General features: G+C 74.9%; 12 protein-coding genes. 7 read left to right on the top strand and 5 right to left on the bottom strand.

Translation table 11 applies throughout. The features are described 5' to 3' along the window. Window positions 1-124 precede the first annotated feature (124 nt). Window positions 125-682, top strand: a complete 558-nt coding sequence (locus ACFYNX_RS08605; protein ID WP_388659083.1) for a winged helix-turn-helix domain-containing protein — start codon at window positions 125-127, stop codon at window positions 680-682. Window positions 683-703: 21 nt separating this feature from the next. Here ACFYNX_RS08605 and ACFYNX_RS08600 read toward each other — a convergent pair whose 3' ends face one another. Further along, entirely contained in the window at window positions 704-2,203 is a 1,500-nt protein-coding gene (locus tag ACFYNX_RS08600; RefSeq protein ID WP_388659080.1) for a PepSY-associated TM helix domain-containing protein, read from the bottom strand. A gap of 52 nt (window positions 2,204-2,255) precedes the next feature. Beyond that, entirely contained in the window at window positions 2,256-2,885 is a 630-nt protein-coding gene (locus tag ACFYNX_RS08595; protein WP_388659078.1) for a hypothetical protein, read from the bottom strand. 232 nt (window positions 2,886-3,117) lie between these two features. Here ACFYNX_RS08595 and ACFYNX_RS08590 point away from each other — a divergent pair, with 232 nt between their 5' ends. The 5 genes from ACFYNX_RS08590 to ACFYNX_RS08570 all read left to right on the top strand — a co-directional run bounded on the left by ACFYNX_RS08590 (window position 3,118) and on the right by ACFYNX_RS08570 (window position 9,438). Further along, complete coding sequence (locus tag ACFYNX_RS08590; protein WP_388659076.1) at window positions 3,118-4,119, top strand: NAD-dependent epimerase/dehydratase family protein; 1,002 nt, start codon at window positions 3,118-3,120, stop codon at window positions 4,117-4,119. Window positions 4,120-4,317: 198 nt separating this feature from the next. After that, window positions 4,318-5,118: a tyrosine-protein phosphatase gene (locus ACFYNX_RS08585; RefSeq protein WP_388659073.1), complete on the top strand. Its 801-nt coding sequence runs from the start codon at window positions 4,318-4,320 to the stop codon at window positions 5,116-5,118. A gap of 99 nt (window positions 5,119-5,217) precedes the next feature. After that, window positions 5,218-7,365 carry a hypothetical protein gene (locus ACFYNX_RS08580; protein ID WP_388659070.1) on the top strand — a complete coding sequence of 716 codons (2,148 nt, stop codon included), beginning with the start codon at window positions 5,218-5,220 and terminating at the stop codon, window positions 7,363-7,365. 127 nt (window positions 7,366-7,492) lie between these two features. After that, on the top strand, window positions 7,493-8,377 hold the full coding sequence (locus tag ACFYNX_RS08575; protein ID WP_365550621.1) for a metal-dependent hydrolase: 885 nt from the start codon (window positions 7,493-7,495) through the stop codon (window positions 8,375-8,377). Continuing rightward, the gene (locus tag ACFYNX_RS08570) at window positions 8,377-9,438 is read left to right on the top strand and encodes a PDR/VanB family oxidoreductase (protein WP_388659067.1); all 1,062 of its coding nucleotides are present in this window, start codon (window positions 8,377-8,379) and stop codon (window positions 9,436-9,438) included. Before ACFYNX_RS08575 ends, ACFYNX_RS08570 begins: the two co-directional genes overlap by 1 nt. A gap of 114 nt (window positions 9,439-9,552) precedes the next feature. On the opposite strand, the gene ACFYNX_RS08565 is transcribed toward ACFYNX_RS08570, so the two are convergent. Then, window positions 9,553-10,005 (bottom strand): hypothetical protein, encoded by a 453-nt coding sequence (locus tag ACFYNX_RS08565; RefSeq protein WP_388659064.1) that lies wholly within the window; start codon window positions 10,003-10,005, stop codon window positions 9,553-9,555. 37 nt (window positions 10,006-10,042) lie between these two features. Between ACFYNX_RS08565 and ACFYNX_RS08560 the strand changes: the two genes are divergently transcribed. Further along, window positions 10,043-10,795, top strand: a complete 753-nt coding sequence (locus ACFYNX_RS08560; RefSeq protein WP_125666931.1) for a TetR/AcrR family transcriptional regulator — start codon at window positions 10,043-10,045, stop codon at window positions 10,793-10,795. Here ACFYNX_RS08560 and ACFYNX_RS08555 read toward each other — a convergent pair. Then, the gene (locus ACFYNX_RS08555) at window positions 10,780-11,112 is read right to left on the bottom strand and encodes a 5-carboxymethyl-2-hydroxymuconate Delta-isomerase (RefSeq protein WP_125666930.1); all 333 of its coding nucleotides are present in this window, start codon (window positions 11,110-11,112) and stop codon (window positions 10,780-10,782) included. The genes ACFYNX_RS08560 and ACFYNX_RS08555 overlap by 16 nt on opposite strands. Window positions 11,113-11,307: 195 nt before the next feature. After that, window positions 11,308-16,611, bottom strand: a complete 5,304-nt coding sequence (gene pulA, locus ACFYNX_RS08550; protein ID WP_388659060.1) for a pullulanase-type alpha-1,6-glucosidase — start codon at window positions 16,609-16,611, stop codon at window positions 11,308-11,310. Window positions 16,612-16,716: the final 105 nt, after the last annotated feature.

Genomic DNA, 16,716 nt, shown 5'->3' with positions numbered 1-16,716 from the left:
GCGCGAGGAACGCGTCGGCCCTCTAAAGCCCCGATCGGCCCTGTCCGATCCCCGGCCTTCGGCCGACGCGCACGACGTACGACGCCTGTCCGTCCGTTTCTCCGCGCGAAAGAGCTGACCTGCCATGGCCCACACCCAGAGTGCCTCCCTCACGGCCGTCCGTCCCGGCCGGCACCGACTGCGTGCCGTCGATCCGAACGAGGTCGTCGACTTCTCCCAGGTGGCGGACTTCCTGCCGCCCGGTGCCACCCTGCTGCCCGCGCCGCAGCACGCGCTGCCCGCGCTGCCGGGCCGCCCGCCGATGGTCGGGTACCTCGTGCTCGTCCCGGCCGACCAGCAGCCGCACCTGCCCGTGGCCGCCGTCCCCTCCCCCGTGACCGCGCCCGTCGCGGCCGAGGAGCGGGGGCCGGTGACCATCGACGACGTCCAGCGGGTCGCCGTCGTGGACGGGCAGCCGCTCGACCTGACGTACTTGGAGTTCGAGCTCCTCGCCCACCTGGTGGCGCACCCCCACCGGGTGCACACCCGCGACCAGTTGGTCACGACGGTGTGGGGCTACGGGCACGTCGGTGACGGGCGCACGGTCGACGTCCACGTGGCCCGGCTGCGCCGCAAGCTGGGCGCCGAGCACCGCCACACGATCCAGACCGTGCGGCGGGTCGGCTACAAGTACACGCCCTGATCGGGCGGTTCGGCCGGTTCTCTACCCCGCCCTCGTCCTCGCCTTCGCGGTGAGGGCGAGGGCGCGGTCGACGGCCAGGAACAGCAGCAGGCTGATCCCGAGGAGCGGGACGAACCAGGCCACCAGCGCCGTCGCCGCCGCGAGCGGCAGCAGCAGGGTGACCGGGACCTTCCGCCAGGCCCCGCGCGCCGCCGGGCGGCCCGGGCGGCGCAGCCACCACATCCGGTAGCCCCAGAGGACCAGCAGGACGAGGGCGAGCGCGAGGGCCGCGAGCAGCAGTTGGTTGAACAGGCCCAGGAAGACGCCCGTGTGCGCGTCGATGCCGATCCGGGTGAGCTTCGCGAGCAGCGGGTAGTCCGCGAAGGCGAGCCGGTCGAGGACCTTGCCGTCGGCCGGGTCGAGGGCCACCGAGTCGAGTTCCAGGGGGAACTGCGTGTCGGTCTCCTTGACCACGTACCCCTTGCCCTCGGCGGGCAGGACCACCGAGATCCGCGGGCTGTCGATGCCGGCCGCGCGGGCCGCCCCGACCGCCTCGTCCAGGCCCATGTCCGGCCCTGCGACCGGGCCTCGGGCCGTGGGGTCGGGGGTGCCGCCGTGGCCCTCGTGTCCTTCGTGGCCGGTGGGCGCGTCGCCGACCGTCGCGGTGAGGACGGGGGTCGCGCCCCCGAGGCCGTCCTGGACGGCGCCGATGTTCTCGCCCGCGTACCGCGACCAGGTCAGGCCCGTCGCGGAGAGCAGGACGAGGCCGGCCGCCGCCCACAGGCCGACCGAGCCGTGCCAGGAGAGGGTGCGGCGGCGGGAGGCCGGGCCGCCCTCCGGCACGAACAGGGCGCGGCGGTTCTTCCGGCGCCGGCCGATCCAGAGCAGCAGGCCGCCGAGCGCTATCACCCACAGCCAGCTCGCGGCGAGTTCGCTGTAGTTGCGGCCGAACTCGCCCAGGTGCAGGTCGCGGTGGAGACCGTCGATCCAGGTGCGCAGCGGCAGCGCGCCGGAGCTGCCGTAACTGGGCAGTTGCCCGCGGACCTCCCCGGTGTACGGATCGACGAAGACGGCGAGCGAGGTGTCCTCGGGGACGTCGGGGTCGGCCATCAGGACCCGGGTCGTCGCGCCGGGTTCGGCGCCGGGCCAGACGGCGGTGACGGTGCCGTCCGGGTTGGCCGCGCGGGCGATGTCCACCTGCCGGGAGAGGGGCAGGGCCGCGTCGCCGACGGGGACCTCCAGTTCGTGCGCGTAGACCACCTTCTCGGCCTGGAAGGAGAGCGCGTAGAGCAGGCCGCTGAGGGCGGCGACGAGGAGGAACGGGGCGACGAGGACGCCCGCGTAGAAGTGGAGGCGGAGGAGGAGGGGGCGCAGGGCGCTCCAGGTGGTGGGCTTGTGGGGAGGGGGCGGGGGGGGGTCCGACGGGGACGCCTCGGATGTTTCGAGCGTTTCGAGCTTTTCGGGTGCTTCTGGTGTTTCGGTTGTCCCTGGTGCTTCGGTTGTCCCTGGTGTTTCGGGGCGTGCGGGATCGTCGATCGTCACGGATGACCGTCCTGGTTCTCGGTACGTGCGGACAGGGGGGAGCGACCCCCGGTCAGACGTGCGCTCCGAGGGCCGTGGCGCGGGGTGCGGACGGTCGGGGCGGGCCGCGCCGGGACAGGGTGTGGGCGAGGACGACGGTGTGCGGCCGGTGGGCGTTCCGCCGCGCCCGGCGGACCGGGCCGCGCGGGGCGTCGGGGACGCGGACGAGCGCGCGCAGCAGGCGCAGCGGGGTGAAGGCGTACGCGAGGGCGGCGCGGGCGAGCGCGAAGAACGCGGCCTCGCCGTGGGCCAGCCAGAGGCCGCAGAGCAGCGCGGCGAGGAGGTGGACGGCGAGCATGCCGGGGCCGGAGGCGGTGGCGGAGTCCACGACCTGGGCGATGGCCGGGTCCAGGGCGGAGGTTGTTCCCTCCGCCGTGCCCGTCGCGCCCGTTATGCCCGTCATCCCCGTCATGCCGTGCGTCGCGTGGTGGTGGGCCGTGCCGGCGTGCCCGCCCCGGTGCGTCGTGGTCCCTCCGTGGGTGCCCGTCGTCGAGAAGAGCACGTGGAGCGCGCCCTGGAGGGTGAGCAGCGCGCCCGCGATCGTGGGTGCGCCCCGGCGGCGGCCCGCCCCGGCCCAGGCGACGGCGGCCGTCACGGCGAAGGCGCCGAGGAGCGCGGTGACCGGCAGCCCGTGCGCAGACATGGACGAATGCCCCACCGCCGCCAAAGTCACGCACACCACCGCGAACAGTGCGGCTCGCAGGGCGCGCAGGGGCGACCGGGCATCCGTCATCGTCCGCCATGGTGTCATCCCGCCACCTGGCCGAACAGACCCCCTTCCACCGGCCCCGGCCCCCGGCGCGTCCGCCCCCGGCGGAATCCTCCGGGAGCGGAATCGCTGGTCCCGCCGCCGGACGGCCGGGCAGGCTCGGATCATGAAACTGCTGATGCTCGGAGGTACGGAGTTCGTGGGCCGCGCGGTCGTCGAGGCCGCGCTCGGCCGGGGGTGGGAGGTGACGGTCTTCCACCGGGGCCGGCACGCTCCCCCGGCGGGGGTCCGGTCCCTGCTCGGGGACCGCACCGCCGGTCCGGAGGGTCTCGCCGCCCTCGCCGGGGGCTCCTGGGACGCCGCCGTGGACACCTGGTCGGCGGCCCCCTCGGCGGTGCGGGACGCGGCCGGGCTGCTCGCGGACCGGGTCGGGCGGTACGCGTACGTGTCGAGCCGTTCCGTGTACGCCTGGCCCCCGGCGGCCGGGCTCGCGGAGGACGGTCCGCTGGTGGCGGGGTCGCCGGACGACGGGGACGTGCCGTACGCGGAGGCCAAGCGGGGCGGGGAGCTCGCCGTCGAAGCCGCCTTCGGCGCCGACCGGACGCTGTTCGTCCGCGCGGGCCTGATCCTCGGACCGTACGAGAACGTGGGCCGGCTCCCCTGGTGGCTGAACCGGATCGCGCGCGGCGGCCCGGTCCTGGCCCCCGGGCCCGCGGAGTCGCCGATCCAGTACGTGGACGTGCGCGACCTGGCCGGGTGGACCCTCGACGCGGTGGCGGCCGGGCTCTCGGGGCCGTACAACCTCGTCGCGCCGCCCGGGCACGCCACCATGGGCGGGCTCCTCGACGCCTGCGTGCGGGCCACGGGTTCGGGCGCCGAGCTGCGCTGGACCGCGCCGGAGGAGCTGCTCGCGGCGGGGGCGGAGCCGTGGACGGAGCTGCCCGTGTGGCTGCCGCCGGGCGAGACGTACGACGCGATGCACACCGCCGACGTCTCCCGGGCGCTCGCGGCCGGGCTGCGCTGCCGGCCCGTGGCGGAGACGGTCGCGGACACCTGGGCGTGGCTGGAGTCCCTCGGCGGGGTCGCGCCCCAGCGGCCGGACCGCCCGGGGGTCGGGCTCCCGCCGGAGCGCGAGGCGGAGGTGCTGGCGGCGCTGGCCGGGAGGTGAGGGCGGGGCCGGTGTCCCCGGGAGCGCTTGGGACCGCCCGCACCGGTGTCCCTGGGGAAGCGCTTGGGACCGTCCACGCCGGTGCCCCCGGGGAGCGCCTGGGCCTGCCCGCGCCGCTGTGATCGCTTACGGTCGACGGGAAAGGTGCGCGGCGGCACGAAGCCGTGCGAAGCGGTACGAACCCGAGGAGTCGACGTCATGGCCGCCATCCCCGCCGTCTCCGTCGCCAACCTCCGTGACCTCGGCGGTCTGCCGCTCGCCGGCGGGCGCGCGGTCCGTCCGGGGCTCGTGCTCCGTTCCGCGCAGCTCGACCGGCTCGATCCGGGCGATCCCGCCGTGGCGGGTCTGGGGATCCGTACGGTCGTGGACTTCCGGACGGACGTCGAGCGCGAGGAGCGGCCCGACCGGCTGCCCGCCGGCGCCCGGCCGCTCGTCGCGGACGTGCTCGCCGACTGGCTGGCCACCAGCGGGCTGCCCCCGGCCGCGCGCCTGAAGACGCTGCTCTCCCAGCCGGCCCTGGCCGAGGAGCACCTGGGCGGGGGCCGGATGCGGGAGGCCTTCGCCCGCACCTACCGGGCCTTCGTCTCCGCCGACTCCGCCCGCGCCGCCTACGCCGTCCTCCTCGCCGAGCTGGGCGCGCCGGACGCCGGGCCGCTGCTCTTCCACTGCACGGCGGGCAAGGACAGGACGGGGTGGGCGGCGACGGTCGTCCTGTCGCTGCTCGGGGCGGACGAGGAGACGGTGCGGGAGGAGTACCTGTCGGTCAATCCGGCGGTGCGGCAGGCGTTCGCGCCGATGATCGAGGGGTTCACGGCCCAGGGCGGCGACCCGCAGGTGGCGCTCGACCTGATCGGGGTGCTCCCGGAGTACCTGGACGCGGCGCTCGACGAGGTGGCGGTGCGGCACGGCTCGATGGAGAAGTACGTGCGGGAGGGGCTCGGGGTGCCGGACGAGGTGACGGGGCGGATCCGGGAGCGGTTGACGGCGGGGAGCGGTTGACGGTGGGGGGCGGTCGACGGGCCCCGGGGGGGCGCCCAGGCCGGTGCGGGCCGGTGCGCTCCGGGGTGACCATCGGAAGAATCGCTCGTTCTGCTGAACGTGAGCACCCAGGATCTCGCCCCCTCCCCCACGGGTCCCGTCGACGTCGAGCAGGCCGAGGCGGCGCTCGTCGAGCGCTATCCGCGGCTCGTCCGCGTCGCCTACCTCGTCCTGCCGCCCGCGCTCGGCCGCAACCGCCGGGTGCTGACCGCCCACGCGCTCGTCCAGCGCTCGCTGCCGCGCCGCCGGGTGCCGGGTGCCGCCGTGCCGGGGCCGCGGCGGACGGAGGACGCGGTCGATCCCGGGTACGCGTACGTACGGGGCGAGGTGCTGCGGCAGGCCCTGGTCGCCGGGCTGCCGCTGCGGCGGCTCGCGCTGCCGCGCCGGGCGCAGTTCCCGCCGCTGCTGCCGCACGTGTGGGGGCTGCGGCTCTTCCCCCGGGTGGGCGGCGCCGACGAACTCGCCCTGGACCAGCGCCTGTCCCGGCTCTCCGGCCCCGGCCGCGCGGCGTACGTGCTCCGGGGTCTGGAGCGCCAGGGCGACCCGGAGGTCCTCCGCGTCCTGGCCGCGGCGGGCGTCGACGACCCGGCGGCGGCCCTGGCGGAGGCGGACGCGGTGGAGGCGGCGGAGGCGTGGGGCGCCTCGGGCGTGCCGGACGGGGCGGGCGCCGGGCCCTTCGACGGTTCCGGTGACCCCGCCGCCGACCGGTCCGCCGGGGTCGGCGGGCAGGGGAAGGGCGGGGGACCGGGCCGACCCGGCGGGGTCGGCGGCCCGGACGGCTCCGGTACGGGTGTCGGGAGGGAAACCAGCCCCGGCGCGAGCCCCGGGCAAGGCGCCGGCCCCCCGGCCGCCCGGCTCAGTGGTGCCGCCCTGCTCGAATCCGACGAGTTCGACCCCTGCGCGCTCCAGGCGCGGCCGACCGATCTGCTGCGGCGGCGGCAGCACGTGCGGGCCGGGTTCACGGCCGTCGCGGCGCTCGTGGTGTGCGGGGCGCTGCTCGGGCTGCCCGGGGACGGGTGGGGGCGGAACGGGGCCGCGGCGCCCTCGTACGCGCGCAACCCCGCCGCCGAGGCCGCACTCGACCCGGCCGCCGTGAAGCGGGTCGGTCCCGCCGTCTGGCCGGGGTCGACGCGGCAGGACTTCTCCGTGTGGCCCGCGCGCGGGAACCTGGCCGGGGACACCGCGCTGCTGCGGCGGGCCCTCGCCGTATGGGCGCGGCCCGGGGGGTCCGTGCGGTCGTCCGCGACGCCGGGGACGCCCGTCGGGCCTCCGATGGGGCCGCCCCAACTGCTGTTCGCGGGGCGGGTGGACGCGGTGCGGGTGGTGCTCTTCCACGACGGGCTGCGGGCCGTGCGGTACGCGGAGCCGGTCGCGGGGACGGCGGGCGCCGCGCTCGACTTCGCGCGGACGGACGGGGCCGACGCGGTCGGTTCGACGGCGCTCGTCGTGTCCCGCGCGGCGGGCAACGTCCGCTACCTCACGGCCCCCTGGGTGCGGGAGACGGCGGTGCGGAACCTGCTGGCGCCCGCGAAGGAGCCGTACGTCCTGGCGCGGGACGCGGACGGCGTCACCGATCCGGTGCCCAGTCCGGCGCAGGCGAAGGGCTGCACCCGCTGGAACGCGCTCCAGGTGCGGGACGGTGCGGGCCTGCGGCTCTTCACCGACCTCGGGGAACTGGCGCCGGCCCGGCTCCTGTGGGGCCGGCCGGCCGATCCGGCGGACGCGACCGGGACGGAGGCGCGGGAGGCGTGGGCCCGGACGGCCTGCCAGTTGACGGCGGTGCGGGCGCGCGGGGTGCGGTCGGTGAACGCCTGGCGGTTCGCCCGGCAGCCGTTGCCCGAGGACGCGGGGCTCGGCGCCTGGCTGTGCACGCGCGCGGAGACCTGGCGGGGCACGGGCGGCCGGGTCCTCGCCCAGTTCCTGGTCCCGTCGCCGGAGGTGCCCGCGGCGCTCGCTGCCCGCTCCGAGGGCTCGCCGGCCTGCGGCGTGCGCGATCCCCGGGTCCTGGCGGGCGTCCTGTGGCGGGCGCCGGGCGGCAGTTGGTACGTCCTGGCGGCGGGCTCCTCCGACTTCGCGTCCCTGGAGGTCTCGGGCGGGGTGGAGGGCCGCTCGGACGGGTCCGTCCTCGCCGTGCGGGCGAGCGCCGGGGCCGAGGCGGACCTGAACGGCACCCTGCGGGACGGGACGCGGACGACCGCGCTGCGGTGAGGTGGGGTGAGGTGAGGGTCACGTCCCGGCGGCCGGTCCGCGGAAAGGCCCCGCACCCCGCCGGGGCTCCGCAAAAAGGCCCCGCACACACCTGTTCCCGCCGCTTACCCCTCAGTACATTGACGGCATGTCTAATACGCAGCCCGCACCGGTGGCGTCGGAGCACGTCGAGCTCAAGGCCCGCAAGGTCTCCTTCGACTGGGAGGAGACGCCGCTCCACTGGGTTCCGGGCGATCCGTTCACCACGCACACCATCAACGTGCTGCACCTGCTCCTCCCGGCCGGCGAGCGCTGGTTCGTGCACGTCTACAAGCAGGCGCTGCCGTACGTCACGGACGACCGGCTCCGCGAGGACGTCATCGGGTTCATCGGCCAGGAGGCCATCCACTCCCAGGCCCACGACGACGTCCTGCCGCACCTGCGGAAGCTGGGCCTCGACCCCACCCCGTACACCGCGCAGGTCGACTGGTTCTTCGAGAAGCTGCTCGGGGACCGCACGCTGCCGCCGGGCCGGGCGCGCCGCTGGTGGCTGAGGGAGCGGGTCGCGATGATCGCCGCCATCGAGCACTACACCGCCTTCCTCGGCGACTGGGTCCTCAACGCCGACGCGCTCGACCGGGTCGGCGCCGACCCGACCATGCTCGACCTGCTGCGCTGGCACGGGGCCGAGGAGGTCGAGCACCGCTCGGTCGCCTTCGACCTCTTCGTGCACCTCGACGGCGGCTACCGGCGCCGGGCCCGCACCTGGGCGCTCGCCTTCGGCGCGCTCGTCTTCCTCTGGCAGCGGGGCGTCCGCTTCTTCCTGGAGAACGACCCCAGCCTCGTCGACCCGAAGGCCTCCTTCGCGGACTTCGTGCGGAAGGGGCGGCAGGGCGTGCTGCCCTCCACCCCGGCCATGCTGCGCTCCATCCCGCGCTACCTCAGCCGGTCCTACCACCCCTCCCAGGAGGGCGACACCGCGCAGGCCGTGGCCTACCTCGCCTCCTCCCCCGGCGCCAACGGGGGCCACTGATGGCCCGGTTCGCCTCCGTCGCCCTCGCCGCCGGAGCCGCCCTGCTCGTGCGCCGGGCCGTCCGCCGCCGCATGTCCACCGCCCCGCTGTGGCCGATGCCCGCGCTGGACGAGCCCGTCTCCGGGTACGGCCGGGGCCGCACGGTCCCCCGCAAGGTCCTGGTCGCCGGCCGCGCTTCGCCCGCCGAGGGCGTCGTCGAGCTGCGCCTCGAAGGCACCGGACTGCCCGCCTGGCAGCCGGGCGCCCACATCGACCTGGTCCTGCCCTCCGGGCTCGTCCGGCAGTACTCGCTCTGCGGCGACCCCGCCGACACCGGCGCGTACACGGTGGCCACCCGGCTGGTCGGGGCCGGACAGGGCGGCCGGGGCGGTTCGCGCGAGGTCCACGAGCAGCTCCACGCGGGCGTGGAGGTCGAGATCCGGGGCCCCCGGAACCGCTTCCCGCTCGTCGACGCGCCCGCGTACGTCTTCGTCGCCGGCGGCATCGGCATCACCCCGGTCCTGCCCATGCTGCGCGCCGCCGAGGCTGCCGGGGCCGACTGGCACCTGCTCTACTGCGGCCGGAGCCGCGCCACCATGCCGTACCTCGCCGAGGTCGAGGCCCTGGGCGGCGGCCGTACGACCGTCGTCGCCGAGGACGAGTCCGGCCTGCCCGACCTGGGCCTCCTCGCGGACGTGCCGGAGGGGACCGCGGTCTACTGCTGCGGTCCCGACGGGCTCATGGACGCGGTCGGCGCGGCGCTGCCCGAGGGCCGGCCCCCGCGCCTGGAGCGCTTCTCGGCGTCCGCGACGACCGGCGGCACCGCCTTCGAGGTCGAACTGCGCCGCTCCGGCCGGACGGTGGCGGTGGCGGCCGACCAGTCGCTCCTGGACGCGGTCCGCACGGAGCTGCCGGACGTCCCGTACTCCTGCCGGCAGGGGTTCTGCGGGACCTGCCGGCAGCGGGTCCTGGCGGGCGGGATCGACCACCGGGACGAGCTGCTCACCGACGCCGAGCGGGACGACTCGATGCTGATCTGCGTCTCGCGCTGCACGGGGAAGCGGCTCGTGCTCGACCTCTAGGACGGGCCCTGGAGAAGGCGGCCGGGTTCTTCACCCCGGGGCCGGCGGCCCGAACCCCGGGGGGCGGCGGCCCGAAGCGGGGGCGCGAGCCCGGCGTGACCGACGAGAAGCCCCCTACGGCAGGACCAGCCAGTCCAGGGCGAGCGCGGTGAGCAGACCGCCCGCCAGGAGCCACGTGCCCAGGCGGGTACGGCCGTTGCGGGAGAGTTCGATCACGACGCCGCAGAGGATCATGGCGAGTCCGTACACGCCGACGACCAGGACGGACGTACGGCTCGCGAGGCGGACGACGAGCACCACGGCGAGGGCGACGAGGAGGACGGAGGCGGCGGCGACGCGCAGCCGCCTGGCCTGCCGGGGAGTGAGGCCCCCGCCCCTCTTCTCGTCCTCGCCGTCGTCCTCGCCGTCGAACTCGTCGCTCTCCCCGTCGAGTTCGACGTCCACCTCCCCCTCGGGGCCGTCCTCGGGGGCTTCGGTGAGCTCGGCAGCGGCCTCGTCGGCGGTCTTCGGGGCCCCGGGGGCCTTCGGGGACCCGGTCGCCGGGGTGTCCTGGTCGGGAGCGCTCATGGGGCAGGAGCGTAACGGACGCCGTTAGGCTGTTCGCATGACGACCGGGGTGCGCCGCAGGATGGGCGTCGAGGAGCGCAAGCAGCAGTTGATCGGGGTGGCCCTCGAACTCTTCAGCCACCGCTCTCCCGACGAGGTGTCCATCGACGAGATCGCCGCGGCCGCGGGGATCTCGCGGCCGCTGGTCTACCACTACTTCCCCGGCAAGCAGAGCCTCTACGAGGCGGCCCTCCGGCGGGCCGCCGACGAGTTGGCGGCCCGCTTCGTGGAGCCGCCCCGGGGCCCGCTGGGGGCCCGGCTGCTGCGGGTGATGGGCCGGTTCTTCGACTTCGTGGACGAGCACGGCCCCGGGTTCGCGGCCCTCATGCGGGGCGGCCCGGCCGTCGGCTCCTCCACGACGAACGCGATGATCGACGAGGTGCGGCAGGCCGCGTACGAGCAGATCCTCGCGCACCTGGCGGTCGAGGAGCCCTCGGCCCGCCTGGAGTTGGTGGTCCGCTCCTGGGTGTCGCTCGCCGAGTCGACGGCGCTGCTCTGGCTGGACGGGCGGCGGGTGCCGCGCGCGGAGCTGGAGTTGCAGCTCGTGCACGACTTCGCGGCCCTCGCGGCGGTGAGCGCCGCGTACGACCCCGGGATGGCGGAGATCCTGGTCGGGATCCTGGCGGACGAGCCGGCCGACGGGCCCTTCGGGGACCTGGTGACCCGGCTCGTCTCGCTCGTGCCCGCGACGGCGCCGGGCGCCGCCCCGGCGGGCGGGCTGCCCGGCGTACCCGATCAGCGCCTGCGGTAGGACGCCTGGAAGTCGCGGATCTCGACGGAGAGCAGGACCTCCCCGGTCGTCTGGAGGTGCTTCGGCAGCAGGTCGAGGATGGCTGCCGAGAGCCGCGCCTTCACCTCGTCCGTACGCCCGGACGCCATGGCGATGTCGACGTGCACGAGGGTCTCCTCGCCCGAACCGTCCCCGACGACCGCCTCCGCGATCTCGCGGAAGCGGGTCTTGCAGTTTCCGGGCGCCGTGTTGACCTGCTCGGCGACGAGCGCGTGCAGGGCGAGCGCGAAGCCGCGCCGGTCGAGCGGTGCGGAGTGGTCGACGGCGATCTGAGGCATGGGTTCCCCTCCGGGTGATCCAGGTGATCCAGGTGATCCATAGGTCCGGTCCCAGATCTACGGTGATCATCACGGCCGCACAAGTGACCTTCCGGCGGACCGACCGTCAAGATCCGGCCCTTCTCGCGACGGCGCACACCACGGGGTCACCCCGGAGTCGTCCCGGGGGGAGCGGGCGCTCCCCCCGGGGGCCGGTCATCCGGCCTTGAACACCGCCACCGTCCGCGCCGGGACCGTGAAGGTGCCCGAGTCCTTCGCGTAGGCGGCGGTCTTCACGACCGCGTCGGAGCCCTTCGCCTGGACGGGGTGCAGGCGGTGGCTCCTGCCGGCCAGGTCGGTGACCTCCTGGGTCTGCTTCTCCGGGGTCGCGTTGAGGACGACGACCAGGTCGCCGAGGCGCATGGTGATCACGCCGGGGGTCTCGTCGCGGCCGGAGAGCGGGAAGGTCAGGGCGGAGCGCACCCGGTCGGCGGTGGCCAGGGAGAAGACCGGTTCGGTGGTGCGGATCTTCTGGAGGTCCCGGTAGGCGGCCGAGGCGCCGTCGATCTGCGCGCAGCCGACGGTGAGGGACGGGTTCGTCAGGAGCGGCTTCGCGAAGCCCCACTTGGGCTTGTTGTCGGCGGCCGGCGGGAGGCCCCGGCCGAAGCCGTTGCCGTCGCGGCAGTCCCAGTGGATCGCGTTGAACCAGTCGCCGCTGTCGTAGGAGTTGCGGTCCAGGGACTTGGAGCGCAGCAGGTCCGAGCCGGCCTGGGAGAGCGCCGGGCCCTGCGAGAGCGTGGCCGTCGCCAGGGCGAGGACCTGCATGCGGGCGCGGTCGGCCGGGGACGTGCCCGCCGGGAGCTTGAAGGCGAGCGCGTCGTACAGGGACTCGTTGTCGTGGGCGTCGGCGTAGGCGAGGGCGTCGCCGGGGGCGGCCGCGTACCCGGCCGGGGAGCCGTTGTAGTCGACCTCGGAGCCCTTGACCGTGCGGCCGGAGGTGTCGGTGAAGGCGTAGTCGGCGAGGTTGCCGGTCAGGCCGACCTTGATGAGGTCCTGGTAGTGCAGGAGGCGGGCCTTCTGCTCGGCCGGGGTGCCGTTGGCGGGCGAGGTGTTGGGGTCGGTGTAGAGGCCGGAGGCGAAGCCCTGGACTCCGGGGTCCTCGTCGAAGGGGCCGCCGCCGCGCACGGCGTCGCGGGCCCGGTCGGAGAAGGTCGCGACGCCCGTCCCGGCCATGTTCTTCTGGGTGGCCTGGACGAAGCGGGCGTCGTCGGCGACCTCGCCGAAGTTCCAGCCCTCGCCGTAGAGGACGATCGCCTTGCCGTCGACGCCGTCCTCGGCGGGGGTCAGGGCGTCGAGGGCCTTGCGCACGGCCAGGATGTTGGCCTTCGGGTGGTGGCCCATGAGGTCGAAGCGGAAGCCGTCGACCTTGTACTCCCTGGCCCAGGTGACGATCGAGTCCACGACGAGCTTGCCCATCATGGCGTTCTCGGGCGCGGTGTTGGCGCAGCAGGTGGAGGTGGTGACGGCGCCGTCGGCGTCGAGGCGCTGGTAGTAGCCGGGCACGATCCGGTCGAGGACGGACTTGTCGGACTGTCCGGCGGCGACGGTGTGGTTGTAGACGACGTCCATGACGGTGCGCAGTCCGTCGCCGTTGAGGGCCTGGACCATCCGCCGGAACTCGACGGTGCGGCGGGTGCCCTCGGGGTCGGTGGCGTAGGAGCCCTCGGGGACGGTGTAGTGCAGCGGGTCGTAGCCCCAGTTGAAGCCGTCCTTCGCCGCGGCGGCGGTGACGCAGGCCTGCTGTTCCTCGGAGTCGGGGGCGTACGCCTTCGGGTCGCAGGCCGGGGTGGCCTGGTCCCCCTTCTTCTCCGGGACGGTGCCGATGTCGAAGGCCGGGAGGAGGTGGACGTAGGAGGTGCCGGAGGCGGCGAGGTCGCGCAGGTGCTTCGAGCCCTTGCTGTCCTCGTCCGTGAAGGCGAGGTAGGTGCCCCGGTGGTCGGCGCGGGCCGTGGGGTCCGCGATGGAGAAGTCGCGGATGTGGAGTTCCTGGATCCGGGCGTCCCGCAGCGGCACGGCGGCGGGCTTCCTCAGGCCCTTCCAACCGGTGGGGGCGAGCTTCGGGTCGGTGAGGTCGACGGCGAGGCTGCGGGCGGAGTCGGTGGTGAGGGCGGTGGAGTAGGGGTCGGTGACCTTGTTGGTGACCGTCTTCTGGACGGTGGGGGCCCAGACCTCCACCGCGTACCGGTAGGGCTTCCCGGTCCAGGACCTCGGGCCGGTGGCGGACCAGACGCCGGTGGTGTCGTCGCGGCGCATGGCGACGGTCCGGCCGTCGAGTTCGAGCGCGACGGACCGGGCGGTGGGGGCCCAGACGGAGAGGGTGACGCCGTGGCGGCCGAAGACCGGGCCGAGGGCGGCGCCGGTCGCCTTCTTCGCGTACAGGTCGTCGAGGACGCCGGCGGTCTGGACGCCGGTGGCGGCGAGCAGGGCGCCGTTGGCGGCGCGCTGGGTGGCGAGGAGCTGGCCCCGCAGGGAGTCGCGGACCCGGTCGGCGTCGCGCGGGTCGACGGTGAAGGCCGGGTAGTCCTTGAGGTGGGGGTACTTCGCCTTCTGGGCGTCGGTGAGCGCGGCCCGGTTCAGCCGGAGCCACTGGCCCTCGGTGTTCAGGGCGCCGCCGGTGACGGCGATCCCGCCGTCCTTCGCGTAGACGAGCTGCTGGCTGGTGGCGTCGGTGGCCTTCACCTTCCAGACGACGGTGTTCCGGTCGATCCACTGGGCCGAGGCCTTGGCGAGGTCGAGGTCGGGGGCGCCGCCGACGGTCGGGAGGAGGTACTCGGGCTCCCCGCCGAGCAGCCAGACCTCGTGGCCGTAGGTGGCGAGGTCGAGGGACTGGTCGGTGGGCAGGTCCTTCTGGTCGCCCTTGTGGAGGATGTACGAGAGGGAGGTCGCGCCCGCGGCGAGGGGCACCTCGTAGACGGCGCCGTACGCGTCGACGCGGACGGGCAGCAGGGGCTTGGACCAGTCGGTGGGCTGGGCGGCGCCGGTCCAGGTGTGCAGGCCCCAGCCGTCGTGGTCGCCGTCGGCCCGCTGGTAGTGCAGCACCGCCTTGGTCTTGTCGGGGGTGACGGGCGCCGGGTCGGTGTCGGACTGGCCGTCCCGGCCCTGGGTGATCCAGACCTCGCCGGTGCGGCCGAGGTCGACGGTCCGCCGCGGGCCGTCGGCGACGCCGTCCTTCTCGACGGTGTACGGGATCGTGGCGGCGCCCTCGGGGACCTTGACCCAGGCGAAGGCGCCGTGGGCGTCGCGGCCGGTGAACGCGGCCTCCTGGCCCGCGGCCCTCAGCTTCCAGCCGTCGTAGTTCCCGTCCTCGCGCTCGTAGTGGACGATCGCGTGGGTGCGCTCGACGGCCACCGGCTTCTCGGGGGCCGGGGGCGCGCCCGCCGTGGTGGCGGCGGTGGCGCTCGCGGTGCGGCCGGCGCCGTCGACGACGACGGCCTTGTAGCGCAGGGCGGTGCCGGCGGGGGCGGTCACGTGCTGGGTGACCTTGTAGGGGGCGTGGTCGGCGGTGCCGAGGGTCTGCCAGCGCCCGTTGCCGACCTGGGCGGCGAAGACGACCCGGTTGAGCTGCCCGCCGGTGACGTCGGCGGAGAGTTCGACGGTGCCGGTGGCTCCGGCGGCGGGCGCCTTCAGGTCCAGGGAGGGCTTCGCGGCCGGGGCGGGGAGGGGCCGGTCGGCCTTGAGGACCAGGGAGGAGAGGGCCGGGACGGTGACGGTCACCTCGCCGTCCTTCGCCGTGACGGCGCCCCCGCCTCCGTACAGGGTGCGGAAGGCGGCCGAGTCGACGGGGATCGTGACGGCCTTGTCGGCGGTGGAGCCGTTGGCGGCGACGAGGTACTCGGTGCGCGCCTTCGCGTCCGTGCGGGAGAAGGCGTAGACGGAGCCCTCGGCGTACCGCTCCTGCTGGACGCCGTCGCGGAGGGCCGGGTGCTCGCGGGTCAGCTTCGACAGGGCGGCGATCGAGCGGTAGACCGGGTGGCCGGTGTCGTACGCGTCGGTGGCGTGGGTGCGGTCGGTGCCGAGCTGGTCGTCGTCGAGGTAGTCGGCGGCCTGCGAGGCGAAGAGGGGCTGGCGGGCGTCCTTGTCGCCGCCGGCGCCGGTGAAGCCCTGCTCGTCGCCGGAGTAGACGACCGGGTTGCCCCGGGAGAGGAACATCAGCTCGTTGGCGAGCCGGGCCCGCTCCAGGAGTTCGGCGTCGGTGGCGTTCGGGTTGTCCTGCTTGAGGAAGGTGCCGACGCGGCCCATGTCGTGGTTGCCGAGGAAGGTCACCTGCTCGTAGGCGTTGGCCTTGTCGGTGGTGTACCGGTAGTCCTCGGCGAACACCTTGGCGAGGCGGTCGGCTCCGGCGCCCTGGGAGGCGAAGGCGCGGGCCGCGTCCTGGAAGGGGAAGTCGAGGGTGGCGTCGAGGCGGCCCCGGGTGACGTAGGGGGCGGTGACGGCGGTGTCGGCGGAGTAGACCTCGCCGAACATGAAGAAGTCCTCGCGGCCCCGCTTCTTGGCGTAGGCGTCGAGGGCGGTGGCCCACTGGGTCCAGAAGTCCAGGTCGACGTGTTTGACGGTGTCGATCCGGAAGCCGTCGATCTTGAAGTCGCGGACCCACTTCTCGTAGATCCGCTCCATGCCCTCGACGACCTCGGGCCGCTCGGTCCACAGGTCGTCCAGGCCGACGAAGTCGCCGTACTCGGCGGACTCGCCGACCCAGGTGGAGTCGCCCCGGTTGTGGTACATCGTGGGGTCGTTGAGCCAGGAGGGGACCTTGACGCCCTTCTCGGCGTCCGTCTTCGCGATCGGCGTGTACGGGAAGGAGTCCGCGTCCACCCGGCCGACGGCCCGACGGTCGTCGAAGGGGCGGCCGTCCTCGTCGAGGTAGGGGTAGGCGCCCTTGGGGCGGTAGCCGTACGTCTTCTCGGCGTAGTCGACGGTGTCGGCGGTGTGGTTGGTGATGACGTCGAAGAAGACCTTCATGCCCTTGGCGTGGGCGGCGGCGATCAGCCTCTCCAGGTCGGCGTTGGTGCCGAAGTGGGGGTCGACCTGGGTGAAGTCGGTGATCCAGTAGCCGTGGTAGCCGGCGGAGGCGTTCTCCCCCTCGCCCTGCACGGGCCGGTTCTTGAAGATCGGCGCCATCCAGATGGCGGTGGTGCCGAGGCCCTTGATGTAGTCGAGCCGCCGGGTCAGGCCCTTGAGGTCGCCGCCCTGGTAGAAGCCCTTGTCGGTGGGGTCGAAGCCGGTCCGGGTGCGGCTGCCGGTGAGGCCGCCGCGGTCGTTGGACGGGTCGCCGTTGGCGAAGCGGTCGGGCAGGACGAAGTAGAACTGCTCGCGGGTGAGGTCCTGGCGGGCGGGTTCGGCCGCGAGCGCCCGGTCGGACGGCGGGGCCGGGGGCTTCGGCGCGGCGGTCGCGGGCACGGCGGGCACGAGGGCCGCGCACAGGGCGGCGGCCAGCGCGACGGCCGTTCTCTTGCGTATCACGGGAGTCTCCCTGGAGGTACGGGAAGAGGGGGCCGCCCCGGACGGGGCGGCCCTTGCGGTGCGGGGTCGGTGGAGGGGGAGGGGGCGCGGCTGGTGGGGGGCCGG

Origin of the sequence: Streptomyces sp. NPDC007872 (genome assembly GCF_042868165.1) — a bacterium.
Classification (GTDB): domain Bacteria; phylum Actinomycetota; class Actinomycetes; order Streptomycetales; family Streptomycetaceae; genus Streptomyces.
This window is presented reverse-complemented; position numbering and strand designations above follow the sequence as displayed.